General features: G+C 34.0%; 20 protein-coding genes. 5 read left to right on the forward strand and 15 right to left on the reverse strand.

Annotation, left to right across the window (positions count from 1 at the left end):
- Positions 1-86 precede the first annotated feature (86 nt).
- Both BN4220_RS00905 and BN4220_RS00910 read left to right on the forward strand, forming a co-directional pair.
- A complete protein-coding gene (locus BN4220_RS00905) occupies positions 87-443 on the forward strand; it encodes a YmaF family protein (RefSeq protein WP_066712245.1) in 357 nt (118 codons plus the stop codon).
- 362 nt (positions 444-805) lie between these two features.
- Positions 806-3,829 (forward strand): sugar-binding domain-containing protein, encoded by a 3,024-nt coding sequence (locus BN4220_RS00910; protein ID WP_066712247.1) that lies wholly within the window; start codon positions 806-808, stop codon positions 3,827-3,829.
- Positions 3,830-4,010: 181 nt separating this feature from the next.
- Here BN4220_RS00910 and BN4220_RS00915 read toward each other — a convergent pair whose 3' ends face one another.
- From BN4220_RS00915 to BN4220_RS00970, 12 genes are all read right to left on the reverse strand, one after another.
- Positions 4,011-5,243 carry a glycerate kinase type-2 family protein gene (locus tag BN4220_RS00915; RefSeq protein WP_066712250.1) on the reverse strand — a complete coding sequence of 411 codons (1,233 nt, stop codon included), beginning with the start codon at positions 5,241-5,243 and terminating at the stop codon, positions 4,011-4,013.
- 124 nt (positions 5,244-5,367) lie between these two features.
- Positions 5,368-6,735, reverse strand: a complete 1,368-nt coding sequence (locus tag BN4220_RS00920) for a GntP family permease (RefSeq protein ID WP_066712252.1) — start codon at positions 6,733-6,735, stop codon at positions 5,368-5,370.
- Positions 6,736-6,878: 143 nt separating this feature from the next.
- A complete protein-coding gene (locus tag BN4220_RS00925) occupies positions 6,879-8,030 on the reverse strand; it encodes a CdaR family transcriptional regulator (protein ID WP_066712255.1) in 1,152 nt (383 codons plus the stop codon).
- Between the two features lie 235 nt (positions 8,031-8,265).
- Positions 8,266-10,038 carry an ABC transporter ATP-binding protein gene (locus BN4220_RS00930; RefSeq protein WP_066712258.1) on the reverse strand — a complete coding sequence of 591 codons (1,773 nt, stop codon included), beginning with the start codon at positions 10,036-10,038 and terminating at the stop codon, positions 8,266-8,268.
- Complete coding sequence (locus tag BN4220_RS00935) at positions 10,035-11,768, reverse strand: ABC transporter ATP-binding protein (protein WP_066712264.1); 1,734 nt, start codon at positions 11,766-11,768, stop codon at positions 10,035-10,037. Before BN4220_RS00935 ends, BN4220_RS00930 begins: the two co-directional genes overlap by 4 nt.
- A 321-nt stretch (positions 11,769-12,089) precedes the next feature.
- A complete protein-coding gene (nspC, locus tag BN4220_RS00940) occupies positions 12,090-13,229 on the reverse strand; it encodes a carboxynorspermidine decarboxylase (protein WP_066712267.1) in 1,140 nt (379 codons plus the stop codon).
- Between the two features lie 88 nt (positions 13,230-13,317).
- Positions 13,318-14,538, reverse strand: a complete 1,221-nt coding sequence (locus BN4220_RS00945; protein WP_066712270.1) for a saccharopine dehydrogenase family protein — start codon at positions 14,536-14,538, stop codon at positions 13,318-13,320.
- 250 nt (positions 14,539-14,788) lie between these two features.
- A complete protein-coding gene (gene speB / locus BN4220_RS00950; RefSeq protein ID WP_066712272.1) occupies positions 14,789-15,634 on the reverse strand; it encodes an agmatinase in 846 nt (281 codons plus the stop codon).
- Entirely contained in the window at positions 15,627-16,478 is an 852-nt protein-coding gene (speE, locus tag BN4220_RS00955; protein ID WP_066712274.1) for a polyamine aminopropyltransferase, read from the reverse strand. Before speE ends, speB begins: the two co-directional genes overlap by 8 nt.
- A gap of 94 nt (positions 16,479-16,572) precedes the next feature.
- Positions 16,573-18,024: an aminotransferase class I/II-fold pyridoxal phosphate-dependent enzyme gene (locus tag BN4220_RS00960; RefSeq protein ID WP_066712279.1), complete on the reverse strand. Its 1,452-nt coding sequence runs from the start codon at positions 18,022-18,024 to the stop codon at positions 16,573-16,575.
- 458 nt (positions 18,025-18,482) lie between these two features.
- Complete coding sequence (locus BN4220_RS00965; protein WP_242867719.1) at positions 18,483-18,836, reverse strand: branched-chain amino acid transporter permease; 354 nt, start codon at positions 18,834-18,836, stop codon at positions 18,483-18,485.
- Entirely contained in the window at positions 18,814-19,551 is a 738-nt protein-coding gene (locus tag BN4220_RS00970; RefSeq protein ID WP_066712284.1) for an AzlC family ABC transporter permease, read from the reverse strand. Before BN4220_RS00970 ends, BN4220_RS00965 begins: the two co-directional genes overlap by 23 nt.
- A gap of 241 nt (positions 19,552-19,792) precedes the next feature.
- Here BN4220_RS00970 and BN4220_RS19965 point away from each other — a divergent pair, with 241 nt between their 5' ends.
- The gene (locus BN4220_RS19965) at positions 19,793-19,939 is read left to right on the forward strand and encodes a hypothetical protein (RefSeq protein ID WP_156476393.1); all 147 of its coding nucleotides are present in this window, start codon (positions 19,793-19,795) and stop codon (positions 19,937-19,939) included.
- Between the two features lie 45 nt (positions 19,940-19,984).
- Here the strand turns inward: BN4220_RS19965 and BN4220_RS00980 are convergent, their stop codons facing one another.
- A complete protein-coding gene (locus BN4220_RS00980) occupies positions 19,985-21,352 on the reverse strand; it encodes an MATE family efflux transporter (RefSeq protein WP_066712290.1) in 1,368 nt (455 codons plus the stop codon).
- Positions 21,353-21,458: 106 nt separating this feature from the next.
- Positions 21,459-22,160 (reverse strand): Bax inhibitor-1/YccA family protein, encoded by a 702-nt coding sequence (locus BN4220_RS00985; protein ID WP_066712294.1) that lies wholly within the window; start codon positions 22,158-22,160, stop codon positions 21,459-21,461.
- Positions 22,161-22,314: 154 nt separating this feature from the next.
- Between BN4220_RS00985 and BN4220_RS00990 the strand changes: the two genes are divergently transcribed.
- Complete coding sequence (locus BN4220_RS00990) at positions 22,315-22,809, forward strand: hypothetical protein (RefSeq protein WP_066712296.1); 495 nt, start codon at positions 22,315-22,317, stop codon at positions 22,807-22,809.
- 506 nt (positions 22,810-23,315) lie between these two features.
- On the forward strand, positions 23,316-24,767 hold the full coding sequence (locus BN4220_RS19675) for a sialate O-acetylesterase (protein WP_082811936.1): 1,452 nt from the start codon (positions 23,316-23,318) through the stop codon (positions 24,765-24,767).
- 135 nt (positions 24,768-24,902) lie between these two features.
- On the opposite strand, the gene BN4220_RS01000 is transcribed toward BN4220_RS19675, so the two are convergent.
- Positions 24,903-25,679: a response regulator transcription factor gene (locus BN4220_RS01000; RefSeq protein ID WP_066712298.1), complete on the reverse strand. Its 777-nt coding sequence runs from the start codon at positions 25,677-25,679 to the stop codon at positions 24,903-24,905.
- Between the last annotated feature and the right edge of the window lie 20 nt (positions 25,680-25,699).

Consider the following 25,699-nt stretch of genomic DNA (forward strand, 5'->3'; position numbering starts at 1 on the left):
CTTCTTTATACATAATATAATCATGAGATATATTGTCGAATGTTGCCGATATATTTACATTAATGAACAGTAGAGGTAATTACATTATGACTTGTTGGGATCCATGCCATGACCATGACCACCACCACCCAAGAAAGCTAACACACGTACACGAAGTTTTAGGTAGTGTAGAAATTGCTGAGAAAAATACTGATCCGCATAATCATCGATTTGCTACAGTTTCAGATGAAGTTATACCAATGGGAAATACTCACGTTCATGAAATTAAGTTTAGAACTGACTTTTATGAAGACCATTTTCATGAATTTAAAGGAAGAACCGGTCCAGCCATTATGGTTGGCGATAGACATGTGCATTTCTTAGAATCTGTTACTGAAGAAGCCGACTGCCATGTTCATAAATTTAGAGTTGGCACATTGATTAATGACCCAATTGGTGACTAAGGTAACTAAGGTACTAAATATAAGTAATTAACTAGATGGCTGTCGCGAAATAGTACTCATAATGAGAATCTATAGTTTTTATCATTAGGTTCACATAAAAGTATGAATTTTAGCGACAGCCATTTATAGATGGATTACATCATATTTTTAGTCCTACTTTCTGCTTTGTTCTATATCCGAATCCAATTTAACGTCACGGTTTAGTCCGAAATCTCCAATCTCATATCCTAATTTATCGCAACAAAATAAATATAATCTTCTACATTTGATATAGATGTAAATTATTTCCTATGATATAATTTCACTTATAATGTAATCACTATAAACTTAGGCTGCGCAAAAGCACAGAAATGAGGATGAATATGGCACATGTTTATGACCTATCTGGTTCATGGGAATTTACACTAGATCCAGAAGGCGATGGTTTGGAAAAATTTTATTGTGATAATTTCTATACAGATACAATCGAATTACCTTCAACTACAGCAATTCAAAAAAAAGGAATAGAAAATTTCTCTAAAGAAATAGGACATCTTACGGAAGCTTACCCCTATGCAGGAAACGCCTGGTATCAGAAAAGAATTAAAATCGACCCATCGGAAGTTGGGAAACCTATGTATTTATATTTAGAACGTACTAGAATCACTACATTGTGGGTGAATGATACTTATGTCTCTACCTGTGATAGCTTATGCACTCCTCACGAGTATGACATTACTAAATATGTAACTAGTTCATCTATTAAAATTACAATCCTTGTAAATAATAAGGATTACAAAACCAAGGGTGGTCACTTAACCTCACCAGATACTCAAACCAACTGGAATGGTATCACTGGTAAACTTAATCTTTCTGTAAATGATGAAATTTACATTAAAAATATTGAGACATATCCATGCATTGAAGAACCTTCTGTCCGAATAAAAACTGCCGTTATAAATACTCATACTAGGGAGGTAAAAACAAACCTTTGTTATTATGGTGATTTAGTATCTCTTAGTAAAAAAGAACAAGATGCATTATCTCTAAAATTTCATGAAGTTGTTTTAGCCCCTGGCTTAAACCACATTGAGTATACATATAAAATTGAAAATAATATTGAGTTTTGGAGTGAATATAACCCCACTTTATACCATATCTATGTGGGTGTACAAGAGAAAAACCGTTCTTATGATAAATACACGATCTTTGGACTAAGGAAATTTAGTACAGAGGGGCTTCATTTTTATATCAACAATGATAAGACGTTTTTACGTGGTAAACATGACGGCCTTATTTTTCCTCTAACAGGTGCCGCCCCTACCACAACAGAAGAATGGCTTCGGGTGTTGCAAATTTCAAAGAGCTACGGTATCAACCATTATCGCTTCCATACTTGTTGCCCTCCTGGTGCAGCTTTTGAGGCTGCCGATTTACTAGGTATTTATATGGAACCTGAGTTACCTTTTTGGGGAACAATAACTACAAATGAGGACGAGGGACATAACGAAGAAGAGTTTCAATTCTTAATAAAAGAAGGTGAGAGAATGCTTCATGCATTTGGTGACCACCCATCCTTCGTTATGATGTCTTTAGGAAATGAATTATGGGGAAGTAAGGAAAAGCTTGCAGAAATCTTACGTCATTATAAATCGCTAGATAACCGCCATCTTTATACGCAAGGCTGTAACAATTTTCAATGGGTTCCAGTTATATTAGAAGAAGATGACTTTTTTGTTGGAGTTCGTTTTTCCCTAGATCGTAGAATTAGAGGCTCATATGCTGCCTGCGATATTCCGTTCGGATTTGTTCAAGCAGAACGACCAAATACATGCCATGATTACGATGAATTTATACTGCCAAATTCTAAAAGAAATATAGGATCTTTAGAAGATGAAAGTACTTCAAGAGATGAAAGCACTTCAAGAGATAAAAGTACTTCAATAGATGAAAGTACTTCAAGAGACAAAAGTACTTCAATAGATGAAAGTTCTAAAGAGGATAGAAATTTAAGCGAAGAAATCGACATCCAATATGGAACTGGAACAAAACGAGTTACAGCAGAACAAACCGCTGAACTTATACCAAACAAACCTGTAATATCTCATGAGATTGGACAATATACCTTTTATCCAAACTTCCATGAAATCGATAAATATGTTGGCGTACTAAAAGCGCGGAATCTTGAAGTGTTTAAAGAGCGCTTACGAGATGCTGGAATGTTATCTCTTTCTGATGATTTTTTCTATAGTACCGGAAAACTAGCAATACAATGCTATAAATTAGAATTAGAAGCTGCACATCGCTCAAACCATCTTGCTGGTTATCAGATACTTGATTTACAAGACTTTAGTGGCCAAGGTACTGCTTTGGTAGGAATATTAGATGCATTTATGGATTCCAAAGGTTTAATAACTCCAGAGGAATGGAAGTATTTTTGTTCGGATGCAGTAATTATGGCTAAATTTGAAGGTTTTATTTATACTGCCAATGAACATTTTAACTTTGAGTTAATCATAAGTGATTACCTTCCTTTAGATAGTACAAAGCATGAAATACTATGCACTTTATTGCAGGAAGAAAACACGGTAATTGCCACAACAAAACTTTATAAGGAAATCACAAAGGGTGTAAATTCACTTGGCCAAATTGATTTTTTACTTCCAGATTCAAAACAAGCTACCAAGCTAATTCTTAAGCTAGAAGCCAATCTTAATACAAGATTTCATACAACATCTAAGGTTGAGAACATTTATGAACTTTGGTTATATCCAAAATATGAAGAGATAGCGATAGATACGATGCAAAAACTGTTATCTAATATCAGCGAAACCACATTGGTACAAAAAAATGAGGAATCACTTTACATAACTCATTCTCTTTCCACTGCACTACAATTATTAGAGAAGAAACAACGCGTGCTTCTCATTCCAGAAGAAATCAAGAAATCCTTAGATGGCTTTTATTGTACTGATTTTTGGTGTTATCCAATGTTTCGATCCATATCAGAAAGTGTAAATAAAGACATCCCCGTAGGAACTATGGGATTATATATTGATACAAAACATCCTGCATTAAATGAATTTAAAACGGAATGCTATTCTACACCACAGTGGTATGAAATTATTACTGCAAGTAAGTTAGCAATTTTAGATACTCTTGGCCATGAGATACAGCCAATTGTTCAGATGATAGATAACTTTGAGCGAAACTATAAGCTTTCATTGCTATTTGAGGCAAATGTCCTTGAAGGAAGATTACTAATCTGCACAAGTAAGCTACATAATATAATACAACATCCAGAAGTTTTACAGTTTGCAAAAAGCATCATAAATTATGCACTATCGGATGATTTTAAACCAAAGGTTACATTATCTTACGAGGATTTAGCGAATATTTTTGAATAATGGAAATTCTGGTTTTTAAACAGTACCACCGGCTTAGCCGGTGGTTGATTTTCTTTGGGATACAATTAAGGGGTTAATGCAAAATGATTTTTATCTATATTTTACATTAACCCCTTATATAGTAAGATTTAAGTACCAAACAACAAATTTGATTTTAAAGAAATATATCCAAATTACTTTTCTATCTTTTTATTAACAATACTGTTAAATCATTTACATTAGTACCAGTGGCTCCAGTTATAATAAGTCCATCACAAATCTTCAATGCATGATAAGAATCATTATTCTCAAGAACATCATATATATCAATTCCCTTTTCCGATAATACTTTCTTTGTACTAGTGTCAACATAGCCACCTGCTGCATCTGTCGGTCCATCAGTTCCATCCGAACCAACAGAAAACACGGCAACATCTTTTAGACCCTCAAGATTAATTGCTGCAGAAAGAGCTAATTCTTGATTTCTTCCTCCCTTGCCATCGCCCTTTAAGCGAACTACAGTCTCTCCACCCATAATAAAAGCTAACGACTTTTCGGTATTATTATAGTATTGTGCAATTGAAGATAGCATACTACCTGCCTCTTTTGCTTCACAGCTAAGACTAGCGGTTAGTATGATTGGTTCATAACCAAGACGTCTACATGCATGCTCTGCCGCTACACAAAGCTGAGTAACACTTCCTGTAATTTTGGTAGTCACATTACTTAGTTCATGAGGTGGTTCTTTCTGCAATAAATCATCAATTTCCTTCGTTACTGTAATTCCATACTTTTTTATAATTGCACAGGCTTGCTCACTGGTTGAGCAATCTGGATAGGCTGGGCCAGAAGCTATCATATCAAGAGGATCACCGATGATATCCGATAAAACAATGGAAAATATCTGTGCTGGTTCACACAGCTTAGCAAACTTTCCCCCCTTAACCCCTGACAATCGTTTACGTATCGTATTCATTTCAATAATATTAGCTCCACTTGCTAATAATTGCTGGGTCAGTTCTTCAAGCATACTAGCAGGTATCAGAGGTTTCTCAAAAAGTGCAGAACCTCCTCCTGAAATTAATAACAATACTTTGTCGGAAGAATTTAAGTGCGATACAAGTTTTATTGCTTCATTGGTCGTAGCAAAGGAATTATCATCTGGAATTGGATGCCCAGCTTCAAAAATACGTATATTAGCTAAATCTCCATTTGAATGTCCGTATTTCGTAATTACTACGCCATCTTTAATTTTCTCACCAAGTATATCGCTAGCTGCTTTTGCCATCGACCAGGCCGCCTTCCCAATTGCAACCAAATAAAGGTTTCCACTGGAAAAGTCTTCACCCTTTAATGCTTTTTTCACTGCAGTATCTGGCATAGCAGCCATTATTGCTTCATTTATAATTACTTGTGCATCTGTTTTTAAGCTCAATAAGTATCTCCCCTTTATTCGTATGGAGAGTTGAAAGTTAATAATACTTACTTTAACCCCAACACTCCTTACGTACTGAAAATCATATTTATAATAATAAACCCATTTTTTATTATATAAAATATTATTTTATTATGAAATATATTATGTACACATTAATGAGCGACGCTATACCCACAATTAAAGTACCTAATGTCTGAGTTCTATATCCATCTTCAACCTTCATCTTACCAAAATTCGTAACAACCCAGAAATAGCTATCATTTGCATGAGAAACTGTCATGGCACCAGCCCCAATTGCAATAACTGTAAGTGCTGCAAGTGGAGAAGTAGCAAGACCAAGGGTTGTAAGCATTGGTGCTAAGATACCAGCCGTAGTTGTAAGTGCAACAGTCGATGAGCCCTGTGCAGTCTTTAAAATAGCTGAAAGTAAAAATGGGAATAGTAATCCAAGTGTCGCCAGGGCTGTTGAATTATCCTTAATATAGTCTACCATACTAGAGGAAGCTATAACATTTCCTAACACACCGCCTGCCGCAGTGATAAATAAAATAGGACCAGATACTTTTAATGTATCATTTGTAATCTCATAAAATTCACTCATTTTTTTCTGACTCGCTAATAGGAATACACCAAAAATTACGCCAACTGCAATTGCAATAATAGGAGTTCCTAGAAAAGTTAGAATGGATAGGGACATACCTGCCATTGAAAATGCAGAAGAAACTCCCATTAAAATAATTGGGATGATAATAGGTGCAAAGGACATAAATGCATTTGGTAGCTTTCCAAAGCTAGCAACAAGTTCTTCATAAGTCTGAACCATCTCTTCATTCATATTATTTGCCTCATCTTCTGCTTTCACCTTTTTACCTACTCTTATAGCAAAGAAGTAAGACGCAATTAAAGGAAGAATAGAACAGACGGTACCCATTCCCATTACTAATAACAAATTAGTTTCCTGTCCAAGACCTTCATACAATGTATTGGCAGCTGCAATCGGTCCTGGTGTTGGAGGGATAAAGCAATGGGAAATATATAATCCCATAGAAAGTGCTACTGTACATGCGACAGAAGACTTCATGGTACGCTTTACTAGAGCTTTTCGAATGGGATTTAAAATAACAAAACCACTATCACAAAAAACTGGAATTGAGACAATCCATCCCATAATGAGCATAGCAAGCTCTGGATTCTTTTTACCAACAACTCGTACCACACAGTCAGCCATTTTAAGCGCTGCACCCGTCTTTTCTAACAATGTGCCAACAAGTGCTCCAAGAATAATAACAATACCTATACTCTTAAAAGTGTTACTAAACCCACCGCCAATAACTCCAGGTAGATCAGTTAATGGAATACCTGCTACAATACCAAAAAGTAAAGAGATGCTCATAATAGAGATGAACGGGTGAATCTTCCATTTTGAAATAGCTACAATCATAATAATAACCGCAATAACAAAAGCAATAATAAGTGCTATCCCTGACATAAATAACTCCTCCTTTAATTTTAGGATATTTTACTAAAAATTAACAAATTTCCTAATATTTATTGTAAGTTATATACAATCAGTTGACAATGTTTTTGATACCAAATTATTGCATTTATTTATGTTATCTATAACAATCTTATTTAAAACCCACCAAATATATCACGATAAAAATGAATTGCTATATAAAATAGTGATGAATGCCTGATTGACCTCGGATCATATCCCGTACGTTCCCATAGACGACGCAACTTGTATTGCAATGTATTCTTATGTATAAACAAATGATCTGCAGATTTGTTTATCGCACCTTCCATGTCATAATATACTTCAAGTAAAACCATGGAGCTACGAATCTCTTCCTCCGTATATCCCTTAAAGATACGATGAATAAACTCTAACTTAATCCGTTCACTAATTTCATCGGTAAACACTTCCATGTTTAAATCATCATAAAATCTTATATCTCGTTTATGTGTACGCATACATGCTTTATTAGCTTTCTGTGCACAAATCAATGCTGTCTGCACATAAGTAAAGCTATCTACCTTACTATCAATTCCAATTGCAAGATTCATTAGATAATGGTCTTCTACTTGCTTTTTTAAGTCATATGCTAATCTCTCTACACTCTCATCTGCTATGGTTGTAACCGCGCATACTAGCGTTGAACCGGATTTATAATAAATGTTACGTGAGTCTGTATTGGTTATTAGTTTCTTAACATAGTTTTCTACTTCCTCTATCGTCTGCATTGTCTGCAAATCTTGATTGCTATCTACACGGTAAAAACTACATACTAAAATGCGTCTAGGTATTGTTATATCAAATCCAAGCAGTTTTCCTCGTTTAATAAAATCAGGAGTAATATTTTTTACTTCGCCACTTAACCATTCCGCAAGATAACGATTACATACATTTTCTTTCATTTGCTTTTGCTCAATAGAATACGCATTCTCAAGAAGCAATTCTGTCATACGTTTTATAATGAGTGTACTTTGAACAATCTTATCATACTCACCTGTAATTCCTAAAACCCCTACGATACACCCTTGTAGCTTTAATGGATAATTAATACCTTGTAATGCACCGTCAAATTCACCATCAAAATGTACCATAATCTCATCAATTTGATTCTCAATAATTTGAAAAGCACCTTCATGGAAGGTATTGATCCGTGCTGCATTGGAACTTGCAACTATAATTCCTTTCTCATTCATTATATTAATCTTCATTGGAATTACAGCATTTACTTCATTAACAATGTTCGTAGCTATTTGCGTAGATAAGAGCATATTTTCACCTCAAATTCTATATATCTTTTGATAGTTCCATTCGAGTCCATTATGTTCAGTAGATTATTTAATTACCATTATTATACAACTTTAACCACTTTACAGCAAACTTATATAGTAATCAGGATCAACGACATAGCTTTCTTTTATTTTCATTACAATACAAAAAAGCTGTAACAAAACGAAGTTTCATTTTGTTACAGCGTATAAATTTTAAATAAATACAATAATAATTTTAATCTACCGCAAATTGGCTTTGATAAAGATTTGAATAAAAGCCATTCTTCTCTAACAATTCATCATGGGTACCCTGCTCAATAATATGACCATCTTTCATTACAAGAATCGTATCCGCTTCCTTAATTGTTGAAAGTCTATGAGCAACAATAAAACTTGTTCTACCTTGCATCATTGCTGTAAAAGCTTTTTGAATTTGAATCTCAGTTCTTGTATCAATGGAAGATGTTGCTTCATCAAGAATGAGCATTGGTGGTAAACTAAGCATAACTCTTGCAATACAAAGTAATTGCTTTTGACCCTGTGAAATATTACCGCCCTCTTCATTAATCAACGTATCATAACCATTCGGTAATCGTTTTATAAAACTGTGGGCGTGAGCAGCTTTTGCTGCATTAATTACCTCTTCCTCTGTTGCATCTGGTTTTCCATATGCGATATTATCGCGAATTGTACCAGATTTTAACCAGGTTTCTTGTAGTACCATACCGTAGTTGCCACGTAAACTATCTCTAGTGATGTCCCTAATATCGTGGCCATTTACTGCGATTGATCCTTGATCAACATCATAAAAACGCATCAATAAATTTATAATCGTTGTCTTTCCACATCCTGTTGGTCCAACAATCGCAATTTTTTGTCCTGGTCTTACCGATAAGTTCAAATCCTCGATTAAAGATACTTCTTTCTTATAGGAAAAGCTTACATGACTTAACTGTACACTACCATCCACTTGATTTAACTGAATTGCATCTTCTTTATCAGGAATTTGTGCTGGTTCATCCATTAATTCAAAAACTCGTTTTGCCGACGCAAAAGCATTTTGAAGTTCCGTTACTACGCCTGAAATCTCATTAAATGGCTTAGTATACTGATTGGCGTAATTTAAAAAGCTTGATAATTGACCAACGGATAATCTTCCTTGGATTGCTGAAATTGCACCAAAGATACCAACTCCTGCATAAACCAAACCATTAATAAATCGAGTACTTGGATTTGTTAATGAAGAGAAAAAGATAGCTTTTACAGAGCATCTCTGTAATCTTGTATTGATTTCATCAAAGCGTTCCTTTGCTTCTTCTTCATAGCTAAAGGCTTGAACAATCTTTTGATTTCCAACCATCTCTTCAACAAGAGATGTCATTTCACCTCTAGTTTTAGACTGCAATTGAAACATAGAAAAGGTTCGTTTCGCTATAAAATTAGCTACAAATAAAGACAAAGGTGTTATTAATACAACAATGAAAGTAATCTTTACATTGATGGATAACATAAAACAAAACGTTCCTAGAATCGTAATAATCCCAGTAAATAACTGAGTAAATCCCATAAGCAATCCATCAGAAAGCTGATCTACATCCGTAACAACTCTACTAATAACATCACCATATTGACGTGAATCTACGTATTTTAAAGGAACAATTTGTAGATGACGAAATGTTTTTTCACGGATATCCTTTACCACATGAAATGTCATACGGTTGTTACATAAGTTCATTAACCATTGAGCGATTGCAGTAATTACAACTACAACGAATAATCGTACTAATGTCGCTTTGATACCAGTAAAATCTACATTACCTTTATCAATAATAAAATCAATGCTTTCCCCAATAATAATAGGCACATAAAGGGTTAATGCGACACTAATTATCGCAAATAAAAATGATAAAATTAAAAATAACGTATACGGTTTTAGCAGTAAAAAGATGCGTTTTACAACCTCTTTTTGTGAGTTGTCATTGTGTTTGTTTTTATATTGATTTCTCATCTGTTCACCTCTTCATTCGATAACTGGGAAAGACAGATTTCTTTATATATCTCACAAGTATTAAGTAACTCTTCATGTTTTGCAAAACCAACCATCTTACCTTCATCTAGTACTATAATACGATCCGCATTCTTAATTGTTGTTGCTCTTTGTGATACAATAAATACGGTCATTCCTTTCGTTTTCGTCGCAATGGCTTTTCTTAATTTAGCATCGGTTGCATAATCAAGTGCAGATGCACTATCATCTAGAATCAATATCTCTGGCTTTGAAACTAATGCTCTTGCAATGGTTAATCTCTGTCTTTGTCCTCCGGATAAGTTTTTACCACCCTGTGAAATTTCCTCATCCAAGCCACCAGCCTTTGAATCTACAAACTCCCTTGCCTGTGCAATATCAAGTGCTTCATAGATTTCTTCATCCGTAGCGTCTTTCTTACCCCACTTCATATTATCTCGTATGGTTCCTTTAAATAGTACCGCTTTTTGTGGAACTATTCCAATTTTTCCTCGAAGAGTAGAGAGTTTATAATCCTTTACATTGATACCGTCTACCAAAAGTGCACCCTTGGTTACATCATAAAATCTTGCAATTAAATTCACTAAAGTTGTCTTACCAGCACCAGTACCACCAATAATTCCTATTGTTTCTCCCGGTTTTATATCAAAGGATAAATCACTTAATGAAGTATCAGAATCGTTCTCATATGAAAAGGAAACATCTTTAAAAGAAACCTTAACCTCTGATTTTTTCATATTATCTATTTCTACGCTACCATCTACAATACTTGTGGTTCTATCAAATACTTCATTTACTCTTGCAATGGAAGCCGTTGCCTTCGTTAGAGATACAATTAATAATGACATCGTAATTAATGCTAGTAAAATCTGAGACATATAATTAACTAATGCTATGACCTCTCCTTGGGTTAAACTTCCAATATTTACTTCAATTCCACCAAACCAAATGATAGCAATAATTGCAACATTAACAACAATATACGTTAACGGATTCATAAGCGCTGAAATCCTACCAACGGTTGCTTGGGTATGAAGCAAATCCTCACTAACTTCGTCAAACTCTCGCGTCTCTACATTTTGCTTTGAAAATGCACGGATGACACGAACACCAACTAAGTTTTCTCTAGTCTTTTGAGATACTCGATCCAACTTATTTTGCACCTTCTTATACAAAGGGATACAATAAAATACAATTCCATAGATAATAATCGAAAGTATTGGAACAGAAATCAAGAAGATAAGTGCGATTTTAACATGAATAGTAAACGCCATGATAAGTGCACCGATTACGATAAATGGAGATCGTAAAAAGAGTCGCAATCCCATGTTTACACCCGATTGTACTTGATTGATATCACTGGTAATTCGAGTTATTAGCGTCGAAGTTCCAATTGTATCTAATTCAGAATATGAAAAACGATTGATATGGGCAAACATATCTTTTCTTATTTTCGTACCAAAGCCTACCGAAGCTACTGCAGCGAAATATTGTGCAGTTAGTGAACAAACTAAGCCTATGACACCTAAAAGTATTAAGATAATCCCTCGATGATAGATATACCTACTATCATTGTTCTTAATACCAATATCTATGATCTGTGCCATAATTACAGGAACTAGTAATTCGAATATTGCTTCTAGCATCTTGAATAATGGGCCAATGATACTTTCCTTTTTGTAATCTTTTAAATACTTAATAATCTTTCTCAATGTCCTCTTCTCCTGTATTATTTCAGAATATGTAATTACTTCTTGCATTATAATTAAGAAGTCATCTCTTCTTATTATATGTGTATCAAATAAATTTTACAAGTTATAGCAAGAATAATCCTTAGTTTTGTTACATTTTCCTCTTCCAAAAATACTGCGAACACATGACTTACTTCTATATAAGATATCACATAATTGTAATATCATACATTCTTTCATGCTAAAAGAATTATTGGTTCATTTTTTTACTACGATTTTTCGCAACTTTACTTCACAAAGCTAATAAAAGGAGACCGCAACGGTCTCCTTTTATTAATTATATTAGGACAATCTCATTTTAAAATCTTCATATCCAAATGTTTTTATTACCTTTAATTCCTCTTCTTTTGTATAAACTGCAATTGAAGGCAAATTAATTCCATTAAACGTATTATTTTTTACCATACTATAGTGTGCCATATCACAAAATATCAAAAGATCATCTTTTTTTAAAGGTTCATCAAATGAGTAATCCCCTATAACATCTCCTGCCAAACATGTAGGGCCTCCAAGGCGATAGGTATATTTCTTTTCATTTGGCTTTCCAGCTCCAATAATTTCTGGACGATAAGGCATTTCTAACACATCCGGCATATGACATGCAGCCGAGGTATTTAAAATCGCACAAGGCATTCCATTTTCATTAAAATCTAGTACTTTTGCAACTAAATATCCAGTATTTAATGCAACAGCCTCTCCAGGCTCTAAGTAAACATCCACATGATATGTTTCCTTCATATGATTAATGCACTTAATCAGCGTCTCCACATCATAATCTGGCCTTGTAATATGATGACCTCCGCCAAAATTAATCCATTTCATTTTGTGTAGTATGGCTCCAAATTTCTGTTCCACTACCTTAAGAGTTCGGACTAAAACATCTGAATTTTGCTCGCACATGGTATGAAAATGCAAACCTTCAATCCCAGTTAAATCAACATTCTTTAATTTATCAATTGTTACACCAAATCTAGAGCCTTTGATACAGGGATTATAAATATCTGTTTCTATCTCCGAATACTCTGGATTAATACGAAGTCCCACACCAATCTTTTTTCCACAATCAGTGATCATATCACGGTAAGTTATCCACTGATTTATGGAATTAAACACAATGTGATCCACGTAAGGTATAATTTTTGTTAGTTCTTCTTTCTCAAACGCAGGGTTGAAAATATGAGTCTCCTTGCCCATCTCTTCATATCCAAGTCTTGCCTCAAATAAAGAACTTGCTGTTGTTCCGTTAAGATACTGTCCAATCAGAGGATAAAAGTAAAACATTGAAAAACCCTTTTGAGCAAGTAAAATTTTACAACCAGTGCGGTCGATGACACTTTTTAAAAGTTCTAAATTTTTAATTAATAAACGTTCATCTACCACATATGAAGGCGTTGGAACGTGCGTAAAATCAATTTTATTCATCCCTGTCCTCACTTTATAATATTAGACTTTATAATATTAGATTTTATAATATTAGACGTTATAACTTTAAAACTCATTTAACAGGACTCTAATCTACAAGCTCTGGTGCAAAACTTTCTTTCCAAGGAAGTCCCCATGTATTTAATGCCTCCATAAATGGATCTGGATCAAATTCCTCAACATTATAAACACCCTTCTTATCCCATTTACCAGTCATGACCATCATTGCACCAATCATTGCTGGAACTCCAGTGGTATAAGAAATTGCTTGAGAACCAACTTCACGGTAGCATTCTTGGTGGTCGCAAACATTGTAAACGTAGTAATTAACCTCTTTACCATCCTTTACACCCTTATAAATGCAGCCGATATTTGTTTTACCAACAGTTCTAGGTCCAAGGCTTGCAGGGTCAGGAAGAACTGCCTTTAAAAACTGTAATGGAACAATTTTCTTTCCTTCAAATTCAATTGGTTCAATGGAAGTCATGCCTACATTCTCTAAACATTTTAAGTGTGTTAGGTAGCTTTGTCCAAAGGTCATAAAGAAACGAATTCTTTTAATTCCTTTGATATTTAGAGCCAAGGACTCTAATTCTTCATGATGTAACAAGTACATATCCTTTTCCCCAACCTCAGGAAAGTTATAAACCCTCTTAATTTCCATAGGTTTTGTTTCTATCCATTCTCCATTCTCCCAATAGCTTCCGTTTGCAGAAACCTCACGAATATTGATTTCAGGATTAAAATTCGTTGCAAATGGATATCCATGGTCACCTGCATTACAGTCTAAAATATCAATTTCATGAATTTCATCAAAATAATGTTTCATCGCATATGCAGAGAAAACACCTGTAACACCTGGATCAAATCCGCTTCCAAGTACTGCAGTTATTCCAGCTTTCTCAAATTTTTCACGGTATGCCCATTGCCATTTGTATTCAAATTTAGCAGTATCAAGTGGCTCGTAATTCGCTGTATCTAAATAGTTTGTTTTTGTCTCAAGACAAGCATCCATTATGGTCAAATCTTGGTATGGTAGTGCAACATTAATTACAATGTCTGGTTTATATTCACGTATTAATGCTACTAATTCCTCTACATTATCTGCATCCACTTGTGCAGTTGTGATTTTAGTTCTTTTTGTGGAGTATTGATTCTCCATTGCATCTAACTTTTCTTTCATTGCATCACACTTAGATTTTGTTCTACTTGCAATACAGATTTCTTCAAATACATCAGCATTTTGCCAACATTTATGTACAACTACACCAGCAACTCCGCCAGCACCAATGATTAACGCTCTTCCCATTTCATTTCCTCCCAAAATCTATTTTTTACTTAAGTTAGCAGAAATCTATGCTAAACTAACAGCACTTGCATCTAAGCAAGCTTACTTAAATTAACGATACTTTCACCTAAACCGGCATCTATATTACCTAAATTAAAATATTTTCACCTAAACTAGCATCTCTCTCGACTAAGCAAATAATATTATCGCCCTAGCTAACATCACTCTCAACTAAGTATAATATTATCGCCCTAGCTAATATCACTCTCGACTAAACTAACATCAACAAAATCTCTCTTAATAACTTGCAAGCAAGGGCAGTTGAGGCACCACTTTGGTCATATACTGGTGATAACTCATTCATATCAAACGCTACTACATTCAATTTTGTAGCCTTTTTTAATGCGTTAAAAAGATCCATAAATGTAACGCCACCAGCCTCAGGGGTTCCCGTTCCTGGGAATACTGATGGATCAAGCACATCTAAATCAACCGTGATATACACTGGAACATCTTTAAGTTCTTCAAGTACATCCTCAAGGGTATCAAAGTTAAATTTACAAGTGGTAATATGCTCTTTTGCCCAAGTAAATTCTTCTCTATCTCCACTTCGTATCCCAAATTGAAAGATTTTTTTATCTCCTACTAAGTCATAACAACGTCTCATCACTGTCGCATGAGATAATGTAACTCCTAAATAATCATCCCTTAAATCTGCATGTGCATCAAAATGTATAATGTGAAGATTCGGATGCATCAAAACTGCACTTCTCACCATACCAAGGGTTACGAGATGCTCTCCACCAAGCATAATTGGTAGTTTTTTATCCTTAAGCAAATTAAGAGAAAATTCCTCAATCATTGCTAAAGCTCTTTCTGGATTACCAAACGGAAGCTCTAAATCTCCTCCGTCAAACACCGAATAATCCAGCAAGTCTTTGTCTTGATAAGGACTATAAGTTTCTATCCCATAACTTTCATTACGTATCGCAGCACTTGCAAATCTTGTACCAGGACGATACGATGTTGTACTATCAAAAGGCGCTCCAAAGATAACTAATTTGCTATCCTCATACTCCGCTTCACAACCAATAAATGTATGTATATTTCTATTCATTTCCGTGTAATAACTCCTTTACGTAATTCGGCAAATAAAAACACCCTTTATGCAAATCTGTATTGTAATAACGAACCGATAACTGAAGGGCATTCCACATCTCCTCATTTAAATCACGAATCGGATCATACTTCTTAGAAGCAAACCCAAACAGCCAATGTCCAGACGGATAGGATGGAATATGGCATTGATACACTGTACTAAGTGGAAATACGGAAGTTATATGCTTATGTGCCTTTTGCACAGTCTTTGAATGCTCATTGTAAAATGGGCTTTCATGCTGATTAATTAATATTCCATCTTCATGTAATGCCTTAAAGCAATTCCCGTAAAATTCTCGAGTAAATAAGCCTTCTGCTGGTCCAAAAGGATCTGCACAATCAACAATAATCAAGTCGTATTGATCTTGTTTACTTCGTACAAATCGGAGTCCCTCTTCAAAGTACATATGAACTCTAGGGTCATTTAACTTACAAGCAGTAAATGGCATGTACTGCATGCAAAGTGTTACTACATCCTTATCTACTTCCACCATATCAATGTTTTCAATAGAGTCATATTTTGTGAGTTCTCGTATCGTTCCTCCATCACCAGCACCAATAACTAATACATTCTTTACATTTGGATGAACTGCCATTGGCACATGTGTAATCATTTCATGATAGATAAACTCATCCTTTTCAGTTATCATTAATTCACCATCTAACACAAGGATTCTTCCGTATTCGTAAGTCTCTAGTATATCAATTTGCTGTAGCTCACTAACGTGGCTAACCAATTGTTTTTTGCTTTTCATAGAAAAACGAACTTCCTTTGTGTGTTGATCGGTATACCAAAGTTCCATCTTGTCCCCCTATTCTTGCACACGTTTTTACGCATAATTATGCCTTTTGGGCCTAATCTTTAATCTCGCGCTTTAACCCTTGCGCATTTAACATCTATTCCAATACAATGTTGATATTTTCAATTTTCATATCCTCAGTTCCAGTCATAAAACAACCTTTTTCCTTGGCATAGGCAATATGATTTAAGATGTCTTCTGTAATTCTTTCACCTGGAGCTAAAAGCGGAATTCCTGGAGGATAGCACATAACAAATTCTCCACTAATTGCACCTTTACTTTGATGAATCGGAATCGAACGCTTTTTGCCATAAAATGCTTCCTGCGGTCCCATTACGATTTGAGGATTAATATATTCATGGTCAAACATCCCTGCTTGATCTTTTTGGTGCAAGCGTTTAATTTCAGAAAGTGCAGAAATCAAACGTTCAATCTCTAAGTTGCGATCACCAGAGGATATAATCGCTAATATGTTTCCAATATCACCAAACTCAATTTGGATTCCGTAATCATCTCTTAATAAGTCATAAACTTCAATGCCAGCTAACCCAATATTCCTTGTATGTATCGAAAGCTTTGTTGTATCAAAAGCATATACTGTATCATTGTTAACTAGTTCCTCCCCAAAAGCATAATATCCACCAAGTTTATTTATTTCACTTCTTGCATAAGTTGCAAAATCAATGGTTTTATCAAACATCTGCTTTCCATTAAGACTTAGGTTTTTCCTAGCAATATCAAGGGAGGATAATAACAAGTATGAAGCACTTGTTGTCTGAGTTAGGTTAATTACCTGTCTTACATAATCAGCATTTACTGTATTTTTAGTTAATAAAATAGAGCTTTGTGTTAATGAACCACCCGTTTTATGCATACTAACCGCAGACATATCAGCACCAGCTTCCATCGCAGAAATTGGTAAATCTTCATGGAAGTAAAAATGAGTGCCGTGTGCTTCATCTACTAAAACCAACATCCCATGTTGATGAGCAAGCTCAACGATTGCTTTTAAGTTAGAGCAGATTCCATAGTAAGTAGGGTTATTCACGAGAACAGCCTTAGCATCTGGGTTTTCAATAATTGCTGCTTTTACATCATCTACTGACATTCCAAGTGGTATACCAAGTTCCTTATTTATCCCTGGATTGATATACACTGGGAGCGCACCACAAACCACCAAGGCATTGATTGCGCTACGATGAACATTCCTAGGCATAATTACCTTATCGCCAGCTTTACAAACTGACATAATCATCGCCTGCACAGCAGCCGTTGTACCATTTACAATAAAAAAGGCTTCATCCGCCTTAAATGCTTCGGCACACAAATGTTGAGCCTCCTTAATTACCGATACAGGATGGCATAGATTATCCAGTGGTTTCATGGAATTCATGTCAAGACTCATTGTGGTTTCACCCAAAAAATGCTTAAGTTCTTTATTTCCTCGTCCACCTTTATGCCCAGGTACATCAAAATGGGCCAAACGATTTAATCGTTGCTCTTCAAGGGCTTGATGGATTGGAGTATCTTGTTGAGAAAGTGTCTTCATAGCTGTTCTCATCCTTTCAAAACATTTTTATATTTAAAATTTCCTTTTATGTCCATTTCATGTCGATTTAGTATACACGAAACAAAAATAAAATGCAAGAGTAATATTAAACTTCATTCTTAGTATTACTGTTACTTTGATATAAATTTTTATATTTTTTCAAAAAAAGTTAGGCTATTCTAAGTTTCAACTTTACTAATACTTAACTTAAAAACCTTGGTTTTAAGCCTTTTTTCATTAAATCTAAAAATAAAATAATTTTTTTGAAAAAATATAAAAAAAATTACGCTTGTAAAATTGAAGTCATTTTACAAGCGTAGTTCATAATCAGTTTTATGTATAAATATTAATTTCATACGTATATTTCTTAAAAAAGTCTTAAGCTTCTTTTGTAGATGTTCAATCAAAGAACTTCGTTACTTACGATATTTTCACTTAATAATCTAATTTTCTAGTTCTTACATAATACGAATCAATACCATGTAGACTAACGTTCCAAGTCCAATACTTAATAATGTATTTCGCTTCTTGCTATGTATAAATATTATAAAAAGCACCGCTATAATTTCAGGAATACCATAAGGAGTACTATTAAATTTTATACCCTTTAAACAATATACCACAAGCATCCCACTAGTCGCATAGGGAAGAGTTTTTCCAAGATAATCAATAATCTTTGGAGTATGTTCTCTCCGGCCAAAAATAAGAAATGGTAAAAACCTTGTTAGCATAGCTCCTATAGCAACCATAAGAATAATAATTAATGTCTGTGAGGTTGAAAAAACCATATTATTTGTCATTACTGCACTCATCACAACCGCCCTCTCCTATTCCATGATCAATTTGATTTCGAAAAGCAATCGTAATTACTAAAATGAGTACCATTGCTACTAATATAAAAAAAGTTTGTCCAACAATCAATAACGAAACAATAGAACATACTACACCGATAATGGCTGGAATATGATTTTTCTGCGACTTCCATTGTTCTACAAAGATAACAACAAACAAGGCAGTTAGGGCAAAATCAAGTCCTGCAGTCTCAAACTTTATAAATGAACCAATAAAGGCTCCAAATGCTGTACCAATGACCCAATACAAATAATTTAGTAAGGATACAAAAACATAAAACATAGTTTTATTTGTTCCTTCTTTTGGCGTTGCATTGCATACAACGGAAAAGGTTTCATCACATAATGTAAATATCAAAAAAGGTTTGGCCTTTTTCATACCTTTATATTTTTGCAACATAGATAATCCATAAAATAAATGTCTTGCATTCACTAAAAAGGATAAAAACAAAGCATATACCGGATTAAATGTGGATACTAACAGTGTTATGGAAACATACTGCATGCTGCCACAAAATGCTATCAAACTCATTAAAATAGCAAAAATAGGAGCATATCCTTTACTAGACATTAATACCCCATAAGCAGTTCCAAGAACAATAAACCCAACAAATACTGGTATTGTATATGGAAATGCATCCTTGATAGCAATTTTATACTGTTCACGACGCGTCATAATCCTACTCCTTATCTATGTATATTTGTGTATGTTTATACATTTTCATGTATTCTTCTTTTAAATACTATTCCTTCTATTAAACATCAAACAACCCTATATGTCAAGTATAACCACGGTGGTCAATATATTGTTTTTTACTTCAACACATAATAATAGTTATATTATTACATGTATTATGTATTGTTTGAAAGTGGGAATTAAAATTATTTTTTTAATAAAGAATGGAATCTTATTCACAATGTCCGATGATAATAATGTTGACTTAGGTGATATATTAATAAATGATGGGAAAGTAATTAACATTGCTTCGACAATTGATTCATATGAATTTTCAGATACCAAAATCTTTATTATGCGTGCAGCTATCACCTCCGTGAGGGTATAAAAATGATCAACGCTGTTAAACTTTGCAACGTTGATCAACATATATCTATGCAATTTTTCGTTGATTCAAAATACGATTAATAAATAGCAAATAAATGCTTGTAGATACAATACCCGCTACAATATCTACCACTGGTTCTGTATAAAAGGCTGAATCAACACCAAAGACTGCCGGGAATACAAGTACGCATACAAAGAAAAGAAATTTACGGGATAATGATAATGGTAAGGACATTTTAACAATTCCCATACCTGTAAACCCATCAACGATTGTATACTGTAAGGCAAGTGGAATAATTCCAAGGGTATATACTTTAATTGCCCATCTACAGTATTTCATATACTCAACATTGTTCGTAAACATTTGAACAAATATATCTGGGATGGTATTTGCTATTACCATCATAACACTTGTAAAGATGACTGCAATTAAGGCGATATAACGCTGTGCTTGTTTAATTCTATCAATTTGCTTTGCACCATAGTTATAGCCTAAAATAGCTTGGGTTCCACCTGTAATTCCTCCAAGAGGCATTGTAATAATTAACATAAAGCTTTGTACAATTGTAGCACATGTAACAAGCATGTCCCCATTTTGGACACCGCCATATTTTTGTAAAACCATATTCAAAACAATGATTAATACATTATCAGAGGCTAGAATTATAAATGGTGCAAGTCCCAGTATAAGCACTTGTTTTAAGACCTTAACAGAATAGCCTCCAAAGGTTATTTTAATTGGAACGCGATTACCAAATAATATATATAGAATAAAGAGTGCCGATAGCGCTTGTGAAAGTACAGTTGCAATTGCAGCTCCTTTTACTCCTAGTCCAAACGCAAAAATAAAAATTGGGTCTAATATAATATTAGCCACTGCGCCAATAATTACAGAATACATTCCTATTTTCGCAAAGCCTTGACATATAATAAATTGGTTCATTCCTGCGGCAATGAATGCAAAAACAGTACCTAATACATAGACGCTCATATAATTTTCCGCGTAAACAAATGTTTCCTCACTTGCTCCAAACCACATAATCATTTTATTTTTTAATAGCAAAGTGATAATTGTTAGTACGATACCAATAGAAATAATTCCGATAAAGCAGTTCGCTAAAATCTTTTTTGCCCCTTCTTCATCTTTTTCGCCCATTCTTATGCTTAATAAAGGAGCCCCTCCAATGCCAATCCAAAATGCAAATGATGCAATTAAATTTACGATTGGCCCAGTGACTCCTACACCAGCTAAAGCTGTTTCCCCTATTTCTTTCATGTGTCCAATATACATTCGGTCAACAATACTATAAAGCACACTTACAAATTGCGCTAGCATCGATGGTATTGCTAACCGAAGTACCAGACGTTTTACAGAATCTTTTCCTAAGTCATTCTCAACTTTTCTTCCGCCCATTGTATTCACCTATCATTAATTTATTTGATATAATTCATTGTACCAAATGAAACTATACTAAAATAAAAAAATAAGGTCAATAGGAAAAATAAAAAATTAATTACACTTAGTCATCTCTTCCAAACAAACGAAGTAATCGTAAAAAGATATTAATAAAATCTAGATATAACTCAAGAGCTCCAAACAAAGCAATTGCCGTAGTTGACATACCGATATTAGTCTTAGACATCTCTTTTATCTTTTGCATATCATAAGCTGTAAGCCCAATAAATATAGCCAATCCAACGATAGATATCATAAAATCAAGACCTGAACTCTTCATAAAGATATTAATAACACTAAGTACAATAACCCCTATTAAACCCATCATTCCAATGGATCCAACACTTGTTAAATCACTTTTTGTTACATACCCATAAACTGCCATTAAGCCAAATACAATCGCTGCTATTACAAATACAGAAAAAATTGATCCTATTTCATATACTAAAAATATTGTAGATAGAGTAGCACCATTGATTACTGCATACAGTAAAAATAATGCGCCTGCAAGACCAACTTTCTTTTTCTCAAGTACCCTAGTAGCTGCAAATACAACTCCTAATTCAACTATCAATAAAACAAACATCGACTGGTTGCTTAAGAATTCAGTGAAACCTGTGTCATAAACAATAAATGCAGAAATAGCAGAAACAAATAACCCGATAAACATAAATATAAATGTTTTTGACATAACCAAACTTGTTTCCATAGCATCTATTCTATTAGGTGATGCATATTGATCGTATTTCCCGATGTTATTATCCATTTAAATCACTCCTATTTTTATTCATATTTTAGTGACTATATCACATTATTATTTTACAATATGTACCATTGATATGCAATGTTTTTTATGTACACATTCCTTTTTTCCGCATATGCTGTAGTATTAGCGTATGAATTATATGGAGGCAATTTATATGACAAACTTTCGTTCATTTGAAGGGACGATTATACAAATAGATAATGCCTGGACTGATAGTACAATAAATTCCGGTTGTACTCAACAATTTTCCGTTGTGAATGAATCTGGAGATATGGTTAATTTTATAGTTACCTCAGATACCTATATTTTAGATCATAAAATGTTAGAAATCGGGGATCATGTCATTGGCTTTTATGATGCGAACGCTCCAGTTCCATTTATCTTTCCACCTCAGTACAGAGCAATTGTTATGGCCAGAGTTTCTCGCAGCGAAACTATAGCAGTTGATTATTTTAACAGACAACTGGTAAGTAGCGATGGCTTTTTAAAACTAAACATCGGACCTTCTACAATGATTATGTTAACAAATGGACAGCGCTTTACTGGAAATCCGTCCAACAATAATTTAGTTGTTGTGTATAGTTTCTCTACTCGCAGTATTCCAGCTCAGACAACACCTAGTAAAATTATTGTGCTTTGTTCGAAGTAAAATTAAAGTGCATTGTTTGAAGTAAATATAAAGTACTTTGTTCTTAATAAATGTAAAGTACTTTGCCCGGTGTAAATATAAAGTACTTTGCTCAACGTAAATATAAAGTACATTGCTTAAAGTATATAAATAGCTCTATGCTCAAAGTATATTCCCAAGGCAAATATAAATAATATCTGTTTTTTAAATTGACTGTTTCATACTAATTATGTGTAATTCTATACTCCTCTCCATAACAATAAAAATGGATTTTAAAACGAATTACCTGCACTATTAAACTTAACATAATTAGTATGAAACATTACCTTTTTTTCTCTAATAACTGCTCATGAAATGAACCTTCTTACCTTCTTTTTTATAGACCTAAGAATCTATTGTAATCTTTAATTTTATCTGATATATTAAGAATATTGAATCGAGTCTGAAATCCATATTACTATTCTAAGTAAATCATCTGTGGTTTGAAATTCGAAACATCTAAAATTAAATCCATACAGGAGTAAAGTATGAAAAAAAACAGAATATTGATATTTATGCTTGTACTTATTTCATCTTCATGGCTAGGACTAGCTGTACATGCAAACAGCACCTTCATATTGAATAAAAAGAAGGTCACGATGGAAGTGGACTCAACATTAAAACTATCTACCAGTAATGTTACTGAGAATGATGTTACATGGAGTACCAGCGATCCTTTGGTAGCAACGGTTTCTGATGGAACTATTACTGCTATTGCAAAGGGAACTGCCACAATTACAGCAACTTATCAAGACCAGTCTTATACCTGCAAAGTAAATGTTTTAGACAGCAATGACGATAGCATTCTAAGCTTAGCAAACCTTCCTACATTACCAACAAATATGTATGAGGTTGATATCAATTCTACTATGGAGAATCTTCTATCTACAACGAAATCTTTAATGACCATAGGAATTGATAAAACATATATTGATGTCAATGATGCAGATTATTCAGATGGTTCTACTCCAGCTTTTGCCGCTGTAACTTCAAGCACTAACAAAGATGCATACATAACAAAAATTAGTTCACCTGAAAAAGGAATTATTCGCTTTCATTTTAATACTATAATAACAAATGCCACTACTGTTGTTATTAATTATACGAAACAAGAAAGACCTGCCATCTCTGAAAAGGAAGTAGACTTAGTTATTTTTATGGGACAATCTAACGCTTCTGGTGTAGGAACTGCTAGTCTTGCTCCAAGCGTTAAAAGTTATATGGGAAGTGAATTCCGTGCAATTTCTGACCCAACAACACTTTATGATATCCAAGAGCCTTTTGGTAGAGACGAGAACAAGGAATTTGCTATTAATGATCGAAAATTAAAATCTGGATCTTTAGTATCCGCTTTTGTTAATTCCTATTACACTCAAACAGGTCACAAACTTATTTGTGTTAGCGCTTCTCAAGGAGCTACTTCAATCACTTCTTGGCAACCAGAAGGAAGTAAATTAGAAGATGCAATCAATCGTTTCCAGTCTGCAAAAACCTGGCTTGAGCAAAATGGATACACGATAAACAATAAGTTTGTTGTATGGCTACAAGGCGAAACCGATGGTGGATTAGGTTTAAGCTCTGAAGCTTATACGAATTATCTTAATAAAACAATCGATGCCATGTTAGAGAATGGTGCAGATAATTTTTATATTATACGAATAGGTAATAACAGAGATAATCCATATCTTTATCAACCTATAATCGATGCTCAAACGGAGCTATGTAAATCAAAATCTCGTACTGTTTTAGTTTCAACAAAGTTAAGTATCATGGGAGAATGTGGTCTTATGAAAGATCAGTTTCATTATACTCAACATGGTTATAATATTGTTGGATATGACGCTGGTATGAATGTTGCATATCACATTTTAACTGGAAAAGAACCTACTCTTTATGATTATCAAACCAAGGGTACTTACCAGTCTTATACAAAAAACTAAAAGAACAAAGCATAAATGCTTTTATTTCCTTTCATTTAAAAAGAGGCTCAATCAAATCTTGTAACCTTTATAAGGTTGCGTTATAAGATTTAATTGAGCCTTATTTTTATTTATATATTACTAAGGAATGGTTTATTATTCCGATTGAATTTCTTTCTTTCCAATTTGATTCCGATATTCGTTTGCAGAAATTCCTATAATCTTTTTAAATACTCTTGAAAAATGTGCCATATCCATAAAGCCGACCATTTCAGCAACATCTCCAATTCGTAATGCTGGATCTTTTAACATTTCCTTTGCCTTTTCGATACGAACACTATTTAGTATTTCAGAAAAATTTTTATCTAAATGGCGATTTAATAGTTTACTTAAATGCCATTGACTTACATAAGTTTTTTCTGCTACCTCTGATAATGTTAGTTTCTGAGTATAATTACTTTCTATGTAATTCATTGCGTTTTTTACTATAAAGCTACTTGCTGCACTATTCTCGTCATCTGTGCCCTCTGATACTAATAAATCATCCTCTTTTTTAAACTCCGAAAGCTTAGATGTCATGCACTCAATGGCTTCTTCTATCTCATCCATATTGGATGGTTTTAATAAAAATCTTGTAACGCCAAGTCGAATCGCCTGTTGCGCAAAGTCAAAATTTCTATAACCAGTTAAAATACTGATCATCATATTGGGAAATTCTGATTTTAATCCTGCTATCATTTCTAGTCCATTTTGACCAGGCATTGAAATATCTGTTATTACAATGTCAGGTTTATATTCTCGTATAATACCAGCACCCTCTATACCATCGTTTGCTTTTGCAACTAGCTTACAACGGAACTTCTCCCAGGGTACCATTCTTGAAATACCTTCCACTATAATTGGTTCATCATCAATAATAACTACACGATACATAAGTAACCTCCCCAATATTA

It is taken from the genome of Clostridium sp. Marseille-P299 (assembly GCF_900078195.1).
Taxonomy (GTDB): domain Bacteria; phylum Bacillota; class Clostridia; order Lachnospirales; family Lachnospiraceae; genus Lachnoclostridium.

Coding starts and splice junctions, on each gene's coding strand:
- BN4220_RS00905 (WP_066712245.1), top strand. CDS start 87: ATGACTTGTTGGGATCCATGCCATGACCATGACCACCACCACCCAAGA.
- BN4220_RS00910 (WP_066712247.1), top strand. CDS start 806: ATGGCACATGTTTATGACCTATCTGGTTCATGGGAATTTACACTAGAT.
- BN4220_RS00920 (WP_066712252.1), bottom strand. CDS start 6,735: ATGTCAGGGATAGCACTTATTATTGCTTTTGTTATTGCGGTTATTATT.
- BN4220_RS00925 (WP_066712255.1), bottom strand. CDS start 8,030: ATGCTCTTATCTACGCAAATAGCTACGAACATTGTTAATGAAGTAAAT.
- BN4220_RS00930 (WP_066712258.1), bottom strand. CDS start 10,038: ATGAGAAATCAATATAAAAACAAACACAATGACAACTCACAAAAAGAG.
- nspC (WP_066712267.1), bottom strand. CDS start 13,229: ATGAATAAAATTGATTTTACGCACGTTCCAACGCCTTCATATGTGGTA.
- BN4220_RS00945 (WP_066712270.1), bottom strand. CDS start 14,538: ATGGGAAGAGCGTTAATCATTGGTGCTGGCGGAGTTGCTGGTGTAGTT.
- speB (WP_066712272.1), bottom strand. CDS start 15,634: ATGAATAGAAATATACATACATTTATTGGTTGTGAAGCGGAGTATGAG.
- speE (WP_066712274.1), bottom strand. CDS start 16,478: ATGGAACTTTGGTATACCGATCAACACACAAAGGAAGTTCGTTTTTCT.
- BN4220_RS00960 (WP_066712279.1), bottom strand. CDS start 18,024: ATGAAGACACTTTCTCAACAAGATACTCCAATCCATCAAGCCCTTGAA.
- BN4220_RS00965 (WP_242867719.1), bottom strand. CDS start 18,836: ATGAGTGCAGTAATGACAAATAATATGGTTTTTTCAACCTCACAGACA.
- BN4220_RS00970 (WP_066712284.1), bottom strand. CDS start 19,551: ATGACGCGTCGTGAACAGTATAAAATTGCTATCAAGGATGCATTTCCA.
- BN4220_RS19965 (WP_156476393.1), top strand. CDS start 19,793: ATGTCCGATGATAATAATGTTGACTTAGGTGATATATTAATAAATGAT.
- BN4220_RS00980 (WP_066712290.1), bottom strand. CDS start 21,352: ATGGGCGGAAGAAAAGTTGAGAATGACTTAGGAAAAGATTCTGTAAAA.
- BN4220_RS00985 (WP_066712294.1), bottom strand. CDS start 22,160: ATGGATAATAACATCGGGAAATACGATCAATATGCATCACCTAATAGA.
- BN4220_RS00990 (WP_066712296.1), top strand. CDS start 22,315: ATGACAAACTTTCGTTCATTTGAAGGGACGATTATACAAATAGATAAT.
- BN4220_RS19675 (WP_082811936.1), top strand. CDS start 23,316: ATGAAAAAAAACAGAATATTGATATTTATGCTTGTACTTATTTCATCT.
- BN4220_RS01000 (WP_066712298.1), bottom strand. CDS start 25,679: ATGTATCGTGTAGTTATTATTGATGATGAACCAATTATAGTGGAAGGT.